The sequence below is a fragment of the Streptomyces sp. NPDC019531 genome, assembly GCF_044903305.1.
GTDB lineage: Bacteria > Actinomycetota > Actinomycetes > Streptomycetales > Streptomycetaceae > Streptomyces.
In genome coordinates this window covers 103,288-120,015 of sequence record NZ_JBJDQL010000002.1, presented here as the reverse complement: position 1 = coordinate 120,015, position 16,728 = coordinate 103,288, and the positions used below count along the sequence as shown (strand labels likewise).

Genomic DNA, 16,728 nt, shown 5'->3' with positions numbered 1-16,728 from the left:
GTCCGCACACCGGCCCCGTTTGTCCGAACGGGGCCGGTCTTGTGCGTGGATATACGCGTGAGTAGTTAACAAAGTGCCGGATTGCCCACCCGAATAGGGTGGGAAGGCTCCTCCGGTACACGGCTCAGGTAGGTTCACGGTACGCCCCGCAGGACCCCCCTCCCCACATCCATCCGCCCACCCGAAGTTGATGCGGACAGGAGCGGTCATGCCCGCCACGCACCACTCGTCAGCACCCCCGACGTCCAGCACCGAAGCACCCCCCACGCGCCCCGACAGCGCCGGACCGCCGCCCCAGGAGCGACCCTCCGCGGCGGCGGAAGTGACCACGGCCGTCGGTCGCATACCCGTCCTGGACGTCCGCCCCGTCGTCCAGAACGGCCGCCGGCCCGCCAAGGCGGTCACCGGCGAGACGTTCGAGATCTCGGCCACCGTGTTCCGTGAGGGCCATGACGCGGTCGCCGCCAATGTCGTACTGAAGGACCCGGAAGGCCGCGCCGGACCATGGACGCCGATGCGGGAGCTGGCCCCGGGCACCGACCGCTGGGGCGCCGAGGTCACCGCCGGCGCGCCGGGCGACTGGACCTTCACCGTCGAAGCCTGGGGCGACCCCATCACGACCTGGCGGCACCACGCCCAGATCAAGATCCCGGCGGGCATGGACACCGACCTGGTCCTGGAGGACGGCGCGCGGCTGTACGAGCGGGCCGCGGACGGAGTCCCGAAGAAGGGCAAACGCCAGGTCCTGCGCACCGCCGTCGAGACGCTCAGGGACGAGTCCCGCCCCGCCGCCGCCCGTCTCGCCGCCGCATTGACGCCGGAGGTGGACGAGGTCCTGGCGCGGTATCCGTTGCGGGAGTTGATCACGGCGTCCCGGACGTTGCCGCTGCTGGTGGAGCGGGAGCGGGCGTTGTTCGGTTCGTGGTACGAGTTCTTCCCCCGCTCGGAGGGCACTCCGCAGCGGCCGCACGGCACGTTCCGCAGCGCGGCCCGCAGGCTGGCGGCGATCGCGGCGATGGGCTTCGACGTGGTCTACCTGCCGCCGATCCATCCGATCGGGACGACCTTCCGCAAGGGCCGCAACAACACCCTGTCGGCCGGGCCCGACGATGTCGGTGTGCCGTGGGCGATCGGCTCCGCCGAGGGCGGCCATGACGCGGTCCATCCGGACCTGGGCACCCTGGAGGACTTCGACTGGTTCGTCCGGGAAGCGGGAAAGCAGCAGCTGGAGGTCGCGCTTGACTTCGCCCTGCAGTGCTCCCCGGACCACCCCTGGGTGCACAAGCACCCGGAGTGGTTCCACCACCGTGCGGACGGCACCATCGCCTATGCGGAGAACCCGCCGAAGAAGTACCAGGACATCTACCCGATCGCCTTCGACGCCGACCTGGACGGCCTGGTCGCCGAGACCAGCCGGGTGCTGCGGCACTGGATGGACCACGGCGTGCGGATCTTCCGGGTCGACAACCCGCACACCAAACCGGTCGTGTTCTGGGAGCGGGTGATCGCCGGCATCAACGCCACCGACCCCGACGTGATCTTCTTGGCCGAGGCGTTCACCCGCCCGGCGATGATGCACACCCTGGCCCAGATCGGCTTCCAGCAGTCCTACACCTACTTCACCTGGCGCACCACCAAGGAAGAACTCACCGACTACCTCACCGAGCTGTCGGGTGAGGCGGCCTCCTACATGCGGCCGAACTTCTTCGCCAACACCCCCGACATCCTCCACGAGTTCCTCCAGCAGGGTGGCCGGCCGGCCTTCGCGCTGCGGGCCGTGCTGGCCGCGACCCTGTCGCCGACCTGGGGCATCTACTCCGGCTACGAACTCGCCGAGAACACCCCGCTGCGCTCGGGCAGCGAGGAATACCTCGACTCCGAGAAGTACCAGCTCAAACCCCGGAACTGGGACACCGCCGACACCCTCGCCCCCCTCATCACCCAGCTCAACACGATCAGGCGGGCCAGCCCGGCTCTGCGGCAGTTGCGCGATCTCCACTTCCACCACGCGGACAAGGACGAGGTGATCGCGTACTCGAAGCGGAGCGGTTCGAACACGGTTCTGGTGGTCGTGAACCTCGACCCGCACCACACCCAGGAGGCGACGGTCTCGTTGGACATGCCGCAACTCGGCCTGGAATGGCACGAGTCGGTGCCGGTGCGCGACGAGCTCACCGGCGAGACCTATCACTGGGGCAGGGCGAACTACGTGCGTCTCGAACCGGGCACTCGCCCCGCGCACATCCTCACCGTCCTGCGACCGTCCACCCCGCAGATCGGAGGGTCACCCACAACATGATCGTCAACGAGCCGGTCCCGGACACCTTCGAGGACACCCCCGCCAAGGACCGCGACCCAGACTGGTTCAAACGAGCCGTCTTCTACGAGGTGCTGGTCCGCTCCTTCCAGGACAGCAACGGCGACGGTGTCGGCGACCTCAAGGGCATCACCGCCAAGCTGGACTATCTCCAGTGGCTGGGCATCGACTGCCTGTGGCTGCCGCCGTTCTTCAAGTCACCGCTCAGGGACGGCGGCTACGACGTCTCCGACTACACCGCCGTCCTGCCGGAGTTCGGTGACCTCGCCGACTTCGTGGAGTTCGTCGACGCCGCCCACCAGCGCGGCATGCGCGTCATCATCGACTTCGTCATGAACCACACCAGCGACCAGCACCCGTGGTTCCAGGAGTCCCGCGCCAACCCCGACGGCCCCTACGGCGACTACTACGTCTGGGCGGACGACGACAAGCAGTACCAGGACGCGCGGATCATCTTCGTCGACACCGAGGCCTCCAACTGGACCTTCGACCCGGTCCGCAAGCAGTACTTCTGGCACCGCTTCTTCTCCCACCAGCCGGACCTCAACTACGAGAACCCGGCGGTCCAGGACGAGATGATCTCCGCCCTCCGCTTCTGGCTGGACCTGGGCATCGACGGCTTCCGCCTGGACGCGGTGCCGTATCTGTACCAGGAGGAAGGCACCAACTGCGAAAACCTTCCGGCGACCCACGAGTTCCTCAAGCGGGTCCGCAAGGAGATCGACGCCTCCTACCCGGACACGGTGGTGCTGGCGGAGGCGAACCAGTGGCCGGAGGACGTCGTCGACTACTTCGGCGACTACGAGTCCGGTGGCGACGAGTGCCACATGGCGTTCCACTTCCCGGTGATGCCCCGCATCTTCATGGCGGTCCGCCGTGAATCCCGCTACCCGGTCTCGGAGATCCTCGCCAAGACCCCGGCGATCCCCTCCAACTGCCAGTGGGGCATCTTCCTGCGCAACCACGACGAGCTCACCCTCGAAATGGTCACCGACGAGGAACGCGACTACATGTGGGCCGAATACGCGAAAGACCCGCGTATGCGCGCCAACATCGGCATCCGCCGCCGCCTCGCCCCACTCCTCGACAACGACCGCAACCAGATCGAGCTCTTCACCGCGCTCCTGCTCTCCCTGCCCGGCTCGCCGATCCTCTACTACGGCGACGAGATCGGCATGGGCGACAACATCTGGCTGGGCGACCGCGACGCCGTACGCACCCCCATGCAGTGGACACCGGACCGTAACGCGGGTTTTTCGTCCTGTGACCCCGGGCGGCTGTTCCTGCCGACCATCATGGACCCGGTCTACGGCTACCAGGTCGCCAATGTCGAGGCGTCGATGGCGTCGCCGTCGTCGTTGCTGCACTGGACCCGCCGGATGATCGAGATCCGCAAGCAGAACCTGGCCTTCGGTCTGGGATCGTTCACCGAGCTGCCGTCCTCCAACCCCGCGGTCCTGGCCTTCCTGCGGGAGTACGAGGACGATCTGGTGCTGTGCGTGCACAACTTCTCCCGGTTCGCGCAGCCCACGGAGCTGGACCTGAGCGCCTTCAACGGACGGCACCCGGTCGAGCTGTTCGGAGGGGTGCGCTTCCCGGCCATCGGTGATCTGCCGTATCTGCTGACCCTCGGCGGACACGGCTTCTACTGGTTCAGACTGCGCAAGGACGCCGCCTAGCCGCCCCGGGCGGGGCGGTTTCCACCGCCCCGCCCGGGGCACGCATCAGTAACACCCCGACCAGCCAGCCCGGGGAAAGGACGCCACGCCATGTCGGAAGCCGTCACCCGTACCGCCACGACAAGTCCCGGCCTCCTCGCCTCACTCGATCCACTCCTGCGCGAGTGGCTACCGAGGCAGCGCTGGTTCGCGGGCAAAGGACGGCCGGTCACCGGGTTCTCGCTGGTGGCGGCCACCGAACTGCTGCCGCCCACGGCCAGGCTCGGCCTGTACCACCTGCTGCTCCGCGCCCACCAGCCGCTCACCGTGGGCGCCCCGCCGCACCCCGGGGACTGCTATCAGCTCCTCATAGGCGTGCGCGAGGCGCTGCCGCCCCGGCTGGCGCCCGCGCTGATCGGCCATGTCGAGGAGGGCCCGCTCAACGGCCGTACCGCGTACGACGCCCTCCACGACCCCCTGCCCGCCGAACTGCTCCTGGAGGCGATCCGCACCGGAGCCCGGATCGGCGGGCTGCGTTTCGAGCGGGACCCGGGCCAGGAGATCCGGGACGGACTGGTGGCCCGGGTGATGACCGCCGAGCAGTCCAACTCGTCGATCGTCTATGGAGATACGTTCATTCTGAAGCTGTTGCGCCGGATCGTGCCCGGCGTCAACCCCGACCTGGAGCTGCCGCTGGCGCTGGCGCGGGAGGGCTGCCCCCGGGTGCCCGCGCCGACCGGGTGGCTGCGCGCGGAGCTGGCGGGAGAGCCGTACACCCTGGGTGTCCTCCAGCCCTTCGTGCAGGGCGCGTCCGACGGCTGGGAGCTGGCGCTCCGGGAGCTGGCCAAGGGCGAGGACTTCGGCGCGGAGGCACACGCCCTCGGGCGGGCCACCGCCGAGGTGCACACCGCGCTCGCCCGGGCGCTGCCGACCGTGACGCTCGGACATCAGCAGCTGCAACTGCTGGTCGACGGCATGATCGAACGGCTGGAGGCGGCCGTACAGGCGGTGCCGGCGCTACGCCCGTACGCGCCGGGCCTGCACTCCGCGTTCACCGCGCTGGGCGATCTTGCCGCCGAGGACAGCACCTGGACCGCCCAGCGCATCCATGGCGATCTGCACCTCGGTCAGTGTCTGCGCTCGCCCTCCGGGCAGTGGTCGCTGATCGACTTCGAGGGCGAGCCGTCCAAGCCGCTCACCGAACGCCGGCTGCCGCAGCCCACCGCCCGGGACATCGCGGGGATGCTGCGCTCCTTCGACTACGCCGCGCACTCGACCGACCTTCCGGTGCCGGGCTGGGCCGAGACCTGCCGGGCCGCGTACTGCTCCGGATACGCCGAGGTCAGCGGTGTGGACCCGCGGACCGATCCGGTGCTGCTGCGCGCGTACGAGACCGACAAGGCGATATACGAAGTCGTCTACGAGGCCCGGCACCGGCCGGACTGGCTCCAGGTGCCGATGGCCGCGGTGGCGCGGTACGCGACAACCGACCCGATCTGACCCGACCTTCGCCTAGGAGGCACCGCACGTGACCCCGCCCACCCCCAGCGGTTCGGATCCGAAGAAGAAGGCCGTGAAAGCGGCGAAGAGCATGAAGAAGGCCGCGGAGAAGGCGACCGCGCCCGAGAAGGCGGCGAAGAAGGCGACAGAGAAGAAGGCAGTGGCCAAGAAGGCGGTGGCGAAGAAGACCGTCACCAAGGCTGTCGCCAAGAAGGCCGCCGCGAAGAAGAGCACCGCGAAGGCGAAGAAGGTCGCGGCCCCGGCACCTGCACCGGTCCCGGCCGCGTCTGCGGAAGTACCCGCCGGTGACCGCGACCGGCTCCTCGCCGGTACCCATCACGCCCCGCACTCGGTGCTCGGTGCCCACCTCGTACCCGGCGGGGTGGCCTTCCGTGTCTTCAGGCCCTACGCCCTGTCCGTCACCGTCGTCGCCGGAACACTCCGGGCCGAGCTGCAGGACGACGGGGGCGGCTTCTTCTCGGGCCTGCTCCCCCTGAGCGAGGTCCCGGCCTACCGCCTCCTCGTGGCGTACGAGGGCTCGGCCCAGGACACCGAGGACGCCTACGCCTTCCTGCCCGCGCTCGGCGACCTCGACCTGCATCTGATCGGCGAGGGCCGGCACGAGCAGCTCTGGACGGCGTTGGGGGCGCGGCCGATGACCCACCAGGGCGTGGCCGGCACCCGGTTCACGGTGTGGGCGCCGAACGCGCGCGGGGTGCGGGTGGCCGGCACCTTCAACTTCTGGGACGGGTCGGCTTTCGCGATGCGTTCGCTCGGCTCCACCGGTGTCTGGGAGCTGTTCGTGCCCGGGGTCGGCGAGGGCGAGCTGTACAAGTTCGAGATCACCCGCCCCGACGGCTCGAAGACCCTGCGCGCGGACCCGCTGGCCCGCCGTACGGAGGTGCCGCCCAACACCTCCTCGATCGTCCACGCCTCGCACCACGAGTGGGGGGACGAGGAGTGGCTGTCTCGTCGCGCGGAGGGCGCCCCGGCCCATGAGGCCCCCTTCTCGGTGTACGAGGTCCATCTGCCCTCCTGGCGCCCGGGCCTGACATACCGTCAACTCGCCGACCAGCTCCCGGCCTACGTCAAGGACCTGGGCTTCACCCACGTCGAGCTGATGCCGGTCGCCGAGCACCCCTTCGGCGGCTCCTGGGGCTACCAGGTCACCGGTTTCTACGCGCCGACGGCACGTCTGGGCACCCCGGACGACTTCAAGTACCTGGTGGACGCGCTCCACCAGGCCGGTATCGGCGTACTGATGGACTGGGTGCCCGCGCACTTCCCGCGCGACGACTGGGCGTTGGCCGAGTTCGACGGCCGCACCCTGTACGAGCACGAGGACCCGCTCCGCGCGGCCCACCCCGACTGGGGCACGCTGGAGTTCGACTACGGCCGCCGGGAGGTGCGCAACTTCCTGGTCGCGAACGCCATCTACTGGTGCGAGGAGTTCCACATCGATGGTCTGCGCGTGGACGCGGTGGCCTCGATGCTCTACCTCGACTACTCGCGTGAGCCGGGACAGTGGGTCCCGAACGTGCACGGTGGCCGGGAGAACCTGGACGCGGTGGACTTCCTGCAGGAGATGAACGCGACGGTGTACCGCCGGGTCCCCGGTGTGGTCACGATCGCGGAGGAGTCGACCGCCTGGGACGGTGTGACCCGCGCGACCCACCACATGGGTCCGGGCGGCTTCGGGGGCCTCGGCTTCGGCCTGAAGTGGAACATGGGCTGGATGCACGACTCCCTGGGCTACATGAGCCACGAGCCGGTGCACCGCAAGTACCACCACCACGAGATGACGTTCTCGATGGTGTACGCGTACAGCGAGAACTACGTCCTGCCCATCTCCCACGACGAGGTCGTGCACGGCAAACGCTCACTGGTGTCGAAGATGCCGGGCGACTGGTGGCAGCAGCGGGCCAACCTGCGGGCGTATCTGGCCTTCATGTGGGCCCATCCGGGAAAGCAACTCCTCTTCATGGGCCAGGAGTTCGCCCAGGGCGCGGAGTGGTCCGAGGCGCACGGCCCGGACTGGTGGCTCCTCGACCCGGCGTACGGCGCCGAGGCCGACCACCGGGGCGTGCGCGACCTGGTCCGCGACCTGAACGTCGTCTACCGCCACACACCGGCGCTGTGGCAGCGCGACATCGACCCGTCGGGCTTCCAGTGGATCGTGGGCGACGCGTCCGAGGACAACGTCTTCGCCTTCCTGCGCTACGACGCGGAGGGCACCCCTCTCCTCGCGGTCTCCAACCTCTCCCCGGTGATCCGCCACAACTACCGCCTGGGCGCCCCCGACGACATCCCGGCCTGGCTGGAGTCCCTGAACACGGACACGGCCAAGTACGGCGGCGGCGACATCACCAACCCCGACATCGTGAAACCGGAACCCCAGGGCTGGCACGGCCGCCCGGCCAGCATCCAGCTCACGCTCCCGCCCCTGGCGACGGTGTGGCTGCGGCCGGCGTAGGAGTCCCGGACGCCGGAGGGGCTGATCTCAGCCCCTCCGGCGTCTGATGCTCAGGTGGTGACCAGCGCCTTCGGCAGCCGGCCCGTGTGCAGCACCCCCAGCCGCTGGGTCGCCCGGGTCAGCGCCACATAGAGGTCGCTCGTGCTGTACAGCCCCGGCTCGACCACGAGCACCGAGTCGAATTCGAGCCCCTTCGACTGCCGGGGATCGAGGAGTACGACGGTCCGCGTCAGGTCCGGTTCCGCGCCCGCCGTCACCCCGTCGAGCCGGGCCGCCAGCCTGCGGTGCAGATGGCGCGGGGCGATGACCGCGAGCCGTCCCTCGGCGGGGGTCAGCTCCTTCACCGCCTCGGCGACCGCGCCGGGCAGGTCGTCGGTGGCGCGCACCCATGGCCGTACTCCGGTCGAACGGACCGAACTCGGGGGTTCGAAGTCGGGATTCTCCGCGCGTACGACGGCTGCCGCGAGGTCCATGATCTCGGCGGGGGTGCGGTAGTTGACGCCCAGCCGGGTGTGCTCCCAGCGGTCCTCGACGTACGGCTCCAGGATGCGCTCCCACGATCCGACGCCCGCCGCCTCCGCGGTCTGTGCCGGGTCGCCGACCAGGGTCATGGAGCGGGTCGGGCTGCGCCGCATGAGCAGTCGCCAGGCCATCGGCGACAGTTCCTGCGCCTCGTCGACGATGATGTGCCCGAACGCCCAGGTGCGGTCGGCCGCCGCGCGCTCGGCGGCGCTGCGGTGGTCGTCCTCCTCCTGCCGCTCGGCGAACCGCTCGGCGTCGATGATGTCGTGCGCGGACAGGACCTCGGAGTCCTCCTCGTCCTTGTCCTCGAACTCGTAGGTCCGCGAGGCGTACGACACGTCGAGCACCCCCTGCGCGTACGCGATCTGTGTCTCCCGCTCGCGCTCGGCCAGCGCCCGCGCCACCCGCTCGTCGACGCCGAGGAGTTCGGCCGCCTCGTCGAGCAGCGGTACGTCCGACACGGTCCACCCCCGGGTCACCGGGCGGCGGATGGCGGCCGCGTCCTCGTCGGGGAGGTAGCCGACGGGATCGGCGAGGAAGTCCGCGACCAGCCGCTGCGGGGTCAGCCGCGGCCACAACTGGTCGATGGCGGCCCATACTTCGCGGTTCTCGGCGATCTCGTCGCGGATCTGGGTGATGTCGCTCGCGTCGAGAAGGCTGCTGCCGTCGTAGGGGTCGGTGCCGACCCGCTCGGCGTACAGCTCGGTGAGCGTGTTGAGGATGTGACCCTCGAAGTGCTCGCGGGCCACGTTGTGCGGCAGCCGGGCGGCCCGGGTGCGCTCGCGGGCGACCTTCACCAGTCCGTCGTCGAGCATCAGGACCTCACGGTCGTGCTCGATCGCGATCACCGGGTCGGGCAGCGCCTGCCAGTCGCGTACGGCGTCGGCGAGGACGTCCGCCATGGCGGCCCGGCCCTTCACGGCGGCGGCCGCGCGGCTGTCGGTCGCCGTCGCCCTCACGCCGGGAAAGAGCTCGCCGACCGTGGCGAGCAGCACTCCGGTCTCGCCCAGCGAGGGCAGCACCTCGCCGATGTAGCCGAGGAAGGCGGGGTTGGGGCCCACGATCAGCACGGCCCGCTTGGCGAGCAGTTCCCGGTGTTCGTAGAGGAGATAGGCGGCCCGGTGCAGGGCCACGGCCGTCTTTCCCGTCCCCGGGCCGCCCTCGACCACCAGCACCCCGCGATGGGGCGCGCGGATGATCTCGTCCTGCTCGGCCTGGATGGTCTGCACGATGTCGCTCATGCGGCCGGTGCGCGCGGAGTTCAGCGCGGCGAGCAGCACGGCGTCCCCGGTCGGGTCCTCGTGGCCGGTCCGTTCCTGGTCGCCCAGGTCGAGGATCTCGTCGTGCAGGTCGGTCACCCGGCGGCCCTCGGTGCCGATGTGCCGACGGCGGCGCAGGCCCATCGGGGTGTGGCCGGTGGCCAGGTAGAAGGGGCGGGCGACCTCGGCCCGCCAGTCGATGAGGACCGGGGTGCTTTCGGCGTCGTCGGTGCGCAGACCGATCCGGCCGATGTGATGGGTGAGACCCGAGGTGAGGTCGATCCGGCCGAAGCAGAGCGAGCCGTCGACCGCGTTCAGCGCGGCCAGCAGCCCGGAGCGCTCGGCGACCAGGATGTCCCGCTCAAGGCGAGCCTGCATGGGGGTGTTGCCCTGGGCGAGCGCGTCGGTGACCGACGTCTCGGTGTGGCCCCGCAGGGCGTCCACGCGCGCGTACAGGTCGTCGATGAATTCCTGTTCGCGCCGGATTTCATGGTCTGGCAAACCGGTGTTTGACAATTCCACTCCCGCCCATATACACTGTGCCTACTGAGCTTCTTTGCGACTCAATCTTTATGAAGTCGCGAATCATTGAATATACCAAAAGAAATCCCCCGAGCACAATTGCTCGGGGGATTTCTTCGTATTCCGTCAGGTCACAGTACGTCCGCCAGCTCCTCCAGGAGCCGCCGCTTGGCCCTCGCCCCCACCATCGAGCGCACCGGCTCGCCGTCGCGGAACACCATGAAGGTCGGCATCGACAGCACCTTGTAGGCGTTGGTGGTCAGAGGGTTGGTGTCGACGTCCAGTTGGACCACCTTGAGCCGCTCGCCCTCCTCCGAGGCCAGAGCCGTGAGCACCGGCCCCATCTGCCGGCACGGCGGGCACCAGTCGGCGGTGAACTCCACCAGTACCGGCAGCTCCGAGCCGATCACCTCCGTCTCGAAGTCCGCGTCCGTCACCTCGGCCACACCCGCTGCCTTGATCACAGTTCCTGTCCTCCCAGTTCGCACAACGGATCCGCGCCGTCGACCGTGGCCAGCCGCACCCCGATCTTCGCCCGTATCGCCTGCAACTCCCCGATCAGGGAGTCGAGTTCGTCCAGCTTGCGCCGGTAGACATCGATCGACGCGGGACAGGTGTCACCCTCCGGATGCCCGGACCGCAGACACTCCACGAAGGGCCGCGTCTCCTCCAGGTCGAACCCGAAGTCCTGGAGCGTCCTGATCTGCCGGAGCAGCTTCAGGTCGCTCTCGTCGTAACTCCGGTACCCGTTCTCGGCCCGACGGTCGGGCAACAGGCCGCGCGCCTCGTAGTACCGCAGCGCCCGCGTCGTGGTCCCGGCCCGTGCGGCCAGCTCGCCGATTCGCATACGTACGAACCTAGTCCTTGACGCCGACGTCAAGGCAAGAGAGCGGTTCTGCGCTGCAGCGGAGAGGTCAGCACGATCGACGTCGTCGACCAGGTCTGCTGCACCCCGAGCCAAGACGTCGATGGTGGACCCGAATTCCTCGATTCCCGTTACGGTGAGGGAAAGCGCCAGGCGGAGTCCGTATTCGCGGCCGAGCCCGGATTTCCCTCGGCCGGGAGTCAGCGCAGGGGCGCGTCGTAGTGGCCCGGGGGCATTCCGGGGAACCGGCGGCCGGGGCCGGGTACACGCCGCCGTGGAAGCGCGGGCCGCTCTCGTCCTCGCCCTCGACATCCTCACCGGTCCGCAGAGGAGTTCGTCGAGGGCCTCGCGGAAGTCCGCCGACTCCGTGCGGGCCGCCTCGCGTTCGGCGGCGATCAGTACGGCCCGGCGGACCAGCTCCTTGGTGCCGGCCGGACCACGTGAGGCCGCGAGGACCCCGGCCGGCCCACCTGAAACCGTCAGGACACCGGCCGCGACACGTGAACCCGTCAGGACACCGACCGGAAACGCGCCTGCGCGGCATACCGCCGGCCGGAAGACGCGCGAGGAGTGCCACCCGGCCCGGCCCAGCCCTGGGATCCGCCACCGGCGCACACCAGGGGCCGCGACCTTCCGACACCACGCCCCGCCCCGCGTCACCGGGAAGCCGTGCCCCCCGTCCACGGCTTCCCGGCACGCTCGGCGTACTCCCGGGCCGCCTCCGGGCGGCCGGTGAGCAGCAGGAGCAGGGAGGTGATCGGGCCGCGGACCTCCTCGCCCTCCCCGCGTGTCCACTCGATGTCGGTGGCGGTTAGCCGTGCCTTCGGCAGCGGCCAGGGGCGCGGCGGGAACCGCATGGTCCACACCCGGTCAGCGGCGTCCCGGGCGGCCTCCGGAGGCACCGCGCGCTCACGGCCGAGGGCGAGGGCGATGTCCTGGCCGTGGACGAGGAGGTCGAGGAGGGGTTCGCGGGGTGAGGTGGTCGGCGCGAGGCGGCGGGAGCCGATGATCGAGCGCAGGTTGGCGACGATCGCGGTGACCGGCAGCCCGGCCTCGCGGACCGCGGAGTCGTGGATCATGCGGTTCCAGTCGCCGCGGGCCCGGAGCATCTCCCGTACGACCTGGCCGTGGGAGAAGCGCGCCGCGACGGTCAGATGCGCGGCCACGTCCCGCACCCGCCAGTCCCCGCAGCGTGTGCGCGTCTCCCACTCCTCGGGGCCGAGGCGCTCCAGCAGGTCGGCCAGGCTCGCCCGCTCCCGGTCGACGATCTGCCAGAGCTCGTCGGTGTCCAGCACTGCGTCTGATACGGCACCCACGGGCATCACCTACTCAAGTGGTAAGCTTCCCTGACTAAAGTAGTCAGAGGTTCTGACCAATGTCAAGCAGTGCGAGGGAGCGTCGACGATGGTGGCGGAGAGCGAGCTCAACACGGGTGTGCTCCTGTTCCTCCCGTACCGGGCCCTGGAGAACCGCATCTTCGCCGCGCTCGCAGATGCCGGGTTCGACGACTTCACGCCCGCCCAGGCCCGGGTCATGCAGCGGATCGGCCCCGACGGCACGCGGCTCACGGAACTGGCCGAGCAGGCCCAGATCACCAAGCAGACCGCCGGCTTCCTGGTCGACCAGCTGGAGAAGACGGGCTATGTCACCCGCGTCCCGGACCCGACCGACAAACGGGCCCGGCTGGTGCGCGGCGCGGCGAAGGCGTGGGCGGCGAAGGAGGTCGCCGACGGGGTGGTCGCGGAGGTGGAGAAGGAGTGGGAGGCCCACCTCGGCAAACGCCGCATGAAGCAGCTGCGTGAGGCACTGACCCTGCTGCGGGAGATCACGGACCCTTGGGCCGAGCCCGCAGGGTCCCCCGCGGGGAGCACTCGGTGATCGCCACCCTCCTCGCCGTCGCCGGCACGCTCCTCGGAGCGATCGTCACCGGCACCTTCCAGCACCTGTCGGCAGGCCGGGCCGAACGCGCGACCGCGGCCGAGCAGTTGCGCCGCGAGCGGCTCGACGCGGTGACGACCCTCGCCGCCGCCGGCTCCGACCACCGCAGGGCCCTGTGGATGCGCGGGGAGGCGAAACTGTGCGGGGCCGGCGAAGCCGAACCGGAGGACCTGCGGGCCGGCTCCCACGCCACCCGTTCCGCCATCACCCGCCCCTGGTCACCCTCCGGCTCCTCGTGCCGGACCCGGCCGTCCACGCCACCGCGCAGGCGATGGTCGTCGCCACCTACGACATGGTCGACGCCGCGACGAGCACCGAGCGGCTCACCGCGGCCCAGGACACGGCACGCGCGGCGCACGACCGCTTCGTCGACGCGGCCGCCACGTACTTCGGCACCCACAGGTGACCGCGCCGGCGGTCTAGGCGGGCACCTTCGCCGCCTCCTCGACCTCCAGCAGGGACGCGCTCTGCCGTTCCTCCTCGAAGGCGCGGTGGCCACCGCGGAGGCCGAACAGGCGCTTGGCGAGGAGGATGTAGAGGACCGCGAGCACGTTCAGCACCAGCGTGCCGATCTTCAACCAGCTGATGCGTTCGGTGAGTTCGTAGATCTCCAGAGGGAGGAAGGCGGCGGTCGCGACCACCGTCAGGTACTCCGCCCAGCGCCTGGCGTACCAGAGGCCGACCGCCTCGACGAGTTCGATCAGGGCGTAGGCCAGCAGCAACACCGCCACCAGGAGCAGCGTGTTGTGTTCGTAGCCGAAGGTCTTCTGGACGGTGTCGACGATCGGTGAGTGGTCGAGGTCGTAGTGGAAGTGCTTGAACACCGGGCGGAAGACGTCCAGATACTCGTCGAAGAGCCTGCGCACCGCGTCCTGGCTGTTGCTGAACTTCCACACCGCCACCGCGGCCAGCACGATGAACACCCCGCGCACCGCCCGCTCGACCGCGAGGAAGCGAAGGACGAACAGGTCCCGCAGTACTTTGCCGCGCGGCACCAGCGGTGCGTGGTCCGCGGGTCCCGAGCCGTGCGGGTCGCCGAGGGCGAAGTCGCCGCAGCGCAGGCACCGCCAGGCCGCTCCGAGCGCGGTCTCGGCGAGCAGCCGCTCCCGCAGGCGGGGTTCGTCCGGCGCGTACGTCACATGGCCGCGGCGCGCACAGGTCCGCCGGTCCCAGTCGATCTTCATCCCCCGTGTGCCTCCGATGAAAAAAGCGTGCCGTCCGGGGACGGCACGCTAGTGGGACCGGGTAAGAGTTCGGTGAGTCAGCGGGTGCCGGCCAGTTCCTTCTCCTCCTCGGCCCGCGGAGCCGGTTCGGCGGACTTCCGGCCGGGCAGCAGCACGGCCACCAGAACCGTCCCGACGCCCAGCACGATCGCCCCGATCAGGCTCGTGTGCGCCACCGCGTCCGAGAAGGACGAGCCGACCGCGTCCGCCATCTGCTGGGCGCCGGAGGCCAGTTGCCCGGCCTGTGCCTTCAACTGGGCCGCCTGCTGCGGGTCCGTGGCCTTCGCGGCCCGCGCCGCGAGCTGCTGGGCCTGCTCGCCGATGCCCTGCGCGACCGTGTACCCGGCGCCGACGGAGTCCTGTGCCGCATCCAACGTCGAGGCAGGGAGCTTGCTCCCGGCGGTGGCGTCGGAGAGGTGGCCGGAGTACGACGTCGCCAGCAGCGAGCCCAGGATCGCGATGCCCAGCGAGCCGCCGAGTTCGATCGAGGTGTCGTTCACCGCGCCGCCGACGCCCAGTTCGGACTCGGGGAAGGCGCCCATGATCGCATCCGTGGCGGGCGAGAGGGCGAGACCGATCGCCAGACCCAGCACCAGCAAAGGCGCCACGAAATCGCCGTACGTCGAACCCGCGTCGACCTGGGTGAGCAGTGCGAGGGCCGCCGTGCCGCCGACCATGCCCGCGGTGACCGTCCACTTCATGCCGACCCGCGGGGTGAGGAAGCCGGTCAGGGCCGACCCGACGAAGACCGCGCCGGCGAGGGGGAGCATGCGCAGGCCGGTTTCCAGGGCGCTGTAGCCGAGGACGAACTGGAGGTGCTGGGTGAGGTAGTAGAAGGCGCCGAAGACGGCCAGGAAGAACAGGGCGACGGCGAGGTTGGAGCCCGCGAAGCCGCGGTCGGTGAAGCGGCGGACGTCGACGACGGGGCGCGGGTGGCGCAGCTCCCACACCACGAAGAGCACCAGGCCGACGGCCGCCACCACCGCGGCCGTGAGCGCCTTGGCGTGCCAGCCGAAGTGCGGGCCCTCGATGATCATGTAGACCAGCGCGCCGATCCACCCGACCGACAGCAGTCCGCCGACGTAGTCGATACGGCCGTGCCTGGCGGCCCTGGACGGCGGGACGAGGACGAGGGCGGCGACGATCGCGACGGCCGCGATCGGGACGTTGATCAGGAACGTCGAGGTCCAGGCGTGGTTCTCAAGGAGCGCGCCCGCGACCAGCGGACCGGCCGCGATCGCCACACCCGAGGTGGCGGTCCACACGGTGATCGCCTTGGCGCGCTCACCGCGCGGGAAGGTCGCGGCGAGCAGGGACAGCGTCGCCGGCATGATCATGGCGGCGCCGAAACCCATCACGGCGCGGGCCGCGATGACGGTCGTGGCGCTGTCGGCGAAGGAGCCGAAGACCGCGCCGCCGCCGAACACGCCGAGCCCGAGCAGAAGGGCACCGCGGCGGCTGTACTTGTCGCCGATCGCCCCGAACAGCAGCATCAGCGCGGCGTACGGGACGGTGTAGCCGTCGATCACCCACTGGAGGTCGGCGCTGGACAGACCGAGGTCCTCGGTCATGGCGGGCGCCGCGACCGTGAGGGCGGTGTTCGCCATCACGATGATCAGCAGGCTGAGGCAGAGGACGAGGAGTGCCCACCAGCGGCGGACGTAGGGGCGCTCCATCTTCTCGACCGGTTCGGTCATGACGAGTCGCATGGCAGGGGTGGCCTTCCTCAGCGGTCTTGCACAGTGATGTGCATTTGCTCAATGCTGTGCAATGTACGCCTACTGCACAGCGCTGTGCAAGTCCGTGTGGGAGGGGCACAATGGCGGCCATGACCACGGGCCACTCCAGTCGCGCCGACGCCAACCGCCGCCGCATCCTCGATGTCGCGCTCACCGAGCTGCTGCACGACCCCGACGCGTCCATGGACCAGATCGCGCGCGCCGCGGGCGTCGTACGACGGACCGTGTACGGCCACTTCCCGAACCGTGAGGCGCTGATCGGCACGCTCGTCGACGGTGCCGTGGAGGCGGTGGCGGCCGCTCACGCGGCGGGGCGCGAGGGGGCCGAGGACCTGGCGCAGGCCGTGGCGGGCTCCGTGCTCGCGGTCTGGGAGGTCGCCGACCGCTATCGCATCCTGGTGGCGCTCGCCCAGCGCAGCGTCACCGTGCAGGGCATCCGCGAGCGGCTCGCCCCCGTGCGCGCGGCCTGCACCGAGCTGCTCCAGCGCGGCCTGGACGAGGGCGTTTTCGTCTCACCGCTGCCCGCGCCCGCGCTGGCGTACGTCCACGAGCAGATGCTGTTCGCGGTGATGGAGGCGGTGAACGACGGTCTGCTGGCAGCGGAAGAGGCGGGCCGCGCCGCCGCGGTCACGACTCTGACCGCGGCGGGCGTACCCGCCTCTCTGGCCACCGCGCTGGTGGCGAAGCTGAGCGACTGATTCGGTGGTGAGCA

At 70.1% G+C, this 16,728-nt stretch carries 13 protein-coding genes; 7 read left to right on the top strand and 6 right to left on the bottom strand.

Annotated features, from left to right (window positions below; all coding sequences use genetic code 11):
- The first annotated feature begins 208 nt into the window (after window positions 1-208).
- The 4 genes from ACI2L1_RS02810 (at window position 209) to glgB (ending at window position 7,948) form a co-directional block, all read left to right on the top strand.
- On the top strand, window positions 209-2,299 hold the full coding sequence (locus ACI2L1_RS02810) for an alpha-1,4-glucan--maltose-1-phosphate maltosyltransferase (RefSeq protein WP_404737520.1): 2,091 nt from the start codon (window positions 209-211) through the stop codon (window positions 2,297-2,299).
- The gene (treS, locus tag ACI2L1_RS02805) at window positions 2,296-3,996 is read left to right on the top strand and encodes a maltose alpha-D-glucosyltransferase (RefSeq protein ID WP_404737519.1); all 1,701 of its coding nucleotides are present in this window, start codon (window positions 2,296-2,298) and stop codon (window positions 3,994-3,996) included. Before ACI2L1_RS02810 ends, treS begins: the two co-directional genes overlap by 4 nt.
- A gap of 90 nt (window positions 3,997-4,086) precedes the next feature.
- Window positions 4,087-5,475: a maltokinase gene (locus ACI2L1_RS02800; RefSeq protein WP_404737518.1), complete on the top strand. Its 1,389-nt coding sequence runs from the start codon at window positions 4,087-4,089 to the stop codon at window positions 5,473-5,475.
- A 91-nt stretch (window positions 5,476-5,566) separates the two neighbouring features.
- Window positions 5,567-7,948 (top strand): 1,4-alpha-glucan branching enzyme, encoded by a 2,382-nt coding sequence (gene glgB, locus ACI2L1_RS02795; RefSeq protein ID WP_404737752.1) that lies wholly within the window; start codon window positions 5,567-5,569, stop codon window positions 7,946-7,948.
- Window positions 7,949-7,998: 50 nt separating this feature from the next.
- Here glgB and ACI2L1_RS02790 read toward each other — a convergent pair whose 3' ends face one another.
- The 4 genes from ACI2L1_RS02790 to ACI2L1_RS02775 all read right to left on the bottom strand — a co-directional run bounded on the left by ACI2L1_RS02790 (window position 7,999) and on the right by ACI2L1_RS02775 (window position 12,438).
- A complete protein-coding gene (locus ACI2L1_RS02790) occupies window positions 7,999-10,215 on the bottom strand; it encodes a HelD family protein (protein ID WP_404737751.1) in 2,217 nt (738 codons plus the stop codon).
- Window positions 10,216-10,382: 167 nt separating this feature from the next.
- On the bottom strand, window positions 10,383-10,715 hold the full coding sequence (locus ACI2L1_RS02785; protein WP_404737517.1) for a thioredoxin family protein: 333 nt from the start codon (window positions 10,713-10,715) through the stop codon (window positions 10,383-10,385).
- On the bottom strand, window positions 10,712-11,098 hold the full coding sequence (locus tag ACI2L1_RS02780; RefSeq protein WP_404737516.1) for a MerR family transcriptional regulator: 387 nt from the start codon (window positions 11,096-11,098) through the stop codon (window positions 10,712-10,714). Before ACI2L1_RS02780 ends, ACI2L1_RS02785 begins: the two co-directional genes overlap by 4 nt.
- Window positions 11,099-11,772: 674 nt before the next feature.
- Window positions 11,773-12,438, bottom strand: a complete 666-nt coding sequence (locus ACI2L1_RS02775) for a maleylpyruvate isomerase family mycothiol-dependent enzyme (protein WP_404737750.1) — start codon at window positions 12,436-12,438, stop codon at window positions 11,773-11,775.
- A gap of 82 nt (window positions 12,439-12,520) precedes the next feature.
- On the opposite strand from ACI2L1_RS02775, the gene ACI2L1_RS02770 reads away from it, so the two are divergent.
- On the top strand, window positions 12,521-12,994 hold the full coding sequence (locus ACI2L1_RS02770) for a MarR family winged helix-turn-helix transcriptional regulator (RefSeq protein ID WP_404737515.1): 474 nt from the start codon (window positions 12,521-12,523) through the stop codon (window positions 12,992-12,994).
- A 295-nt stretch (window positions 12,995-13,289) separates the two neighbouring features.
- Window positions 13,290-13,460 (top strand): hypothetical protein, encoded by a 171-nt coding sequence (locus tag ACI2L1_RS02765; RefSeq protein ID WP_404737514.1) that lies wholly within the window; start codon window positions 13,290-13,292, stop codon window positions 13,458-13,460.
- Between the two features lie 13 nt (window positions 13,461-13,473).
- Here the strand turns inward: ACI2L1_RS02765 and ACI2L1_RS02760 are convergent, their stop codons facing one another.
- A complete protein-coding gene (locus tag ACI2L1_RS02760) occupies window positions 13,474-14,238 on the bottom strand; it encodes a DUF2127 domain-containing protein (RefSeq protein WP_404737513.1) in 765 nt (254 codons plus the stop codon).
- A gap of 77 nt (window positions 14,239-14,315) precedes the next feature.
- Window positions 14,316-15,986: an MFS transporter gene (locus tag ACI2L1_RS02755; RefSeq protein ID WP_404737512.1), complete on the bottom strand. Its 1,671-nt coding sequence runs from the start codon at window positions 15,984-15,986 to the stop codon at window positions 14,316-14,318.
- A 119-nt stretch (window positions 15,987-16,105) separates the two neighbouring features.
- Between ACI2L1_RS02755 and ACI2L1_RS02750 the strand changes: the two genes are divergently transcribed.
- Complete coding sequence (locus tag ACI2L1_RS02750) at window positions 16,106-16,714, top strand: TetR/AcrR family transcriptional regulator (protein WP_404737511.1); 609 nt, start codon at window positions 16,106-16,108, stop codon at window positions 16,712-16,714.
- Window positions 16,715-16,728 lie beyond the last annotated feature (14 nt).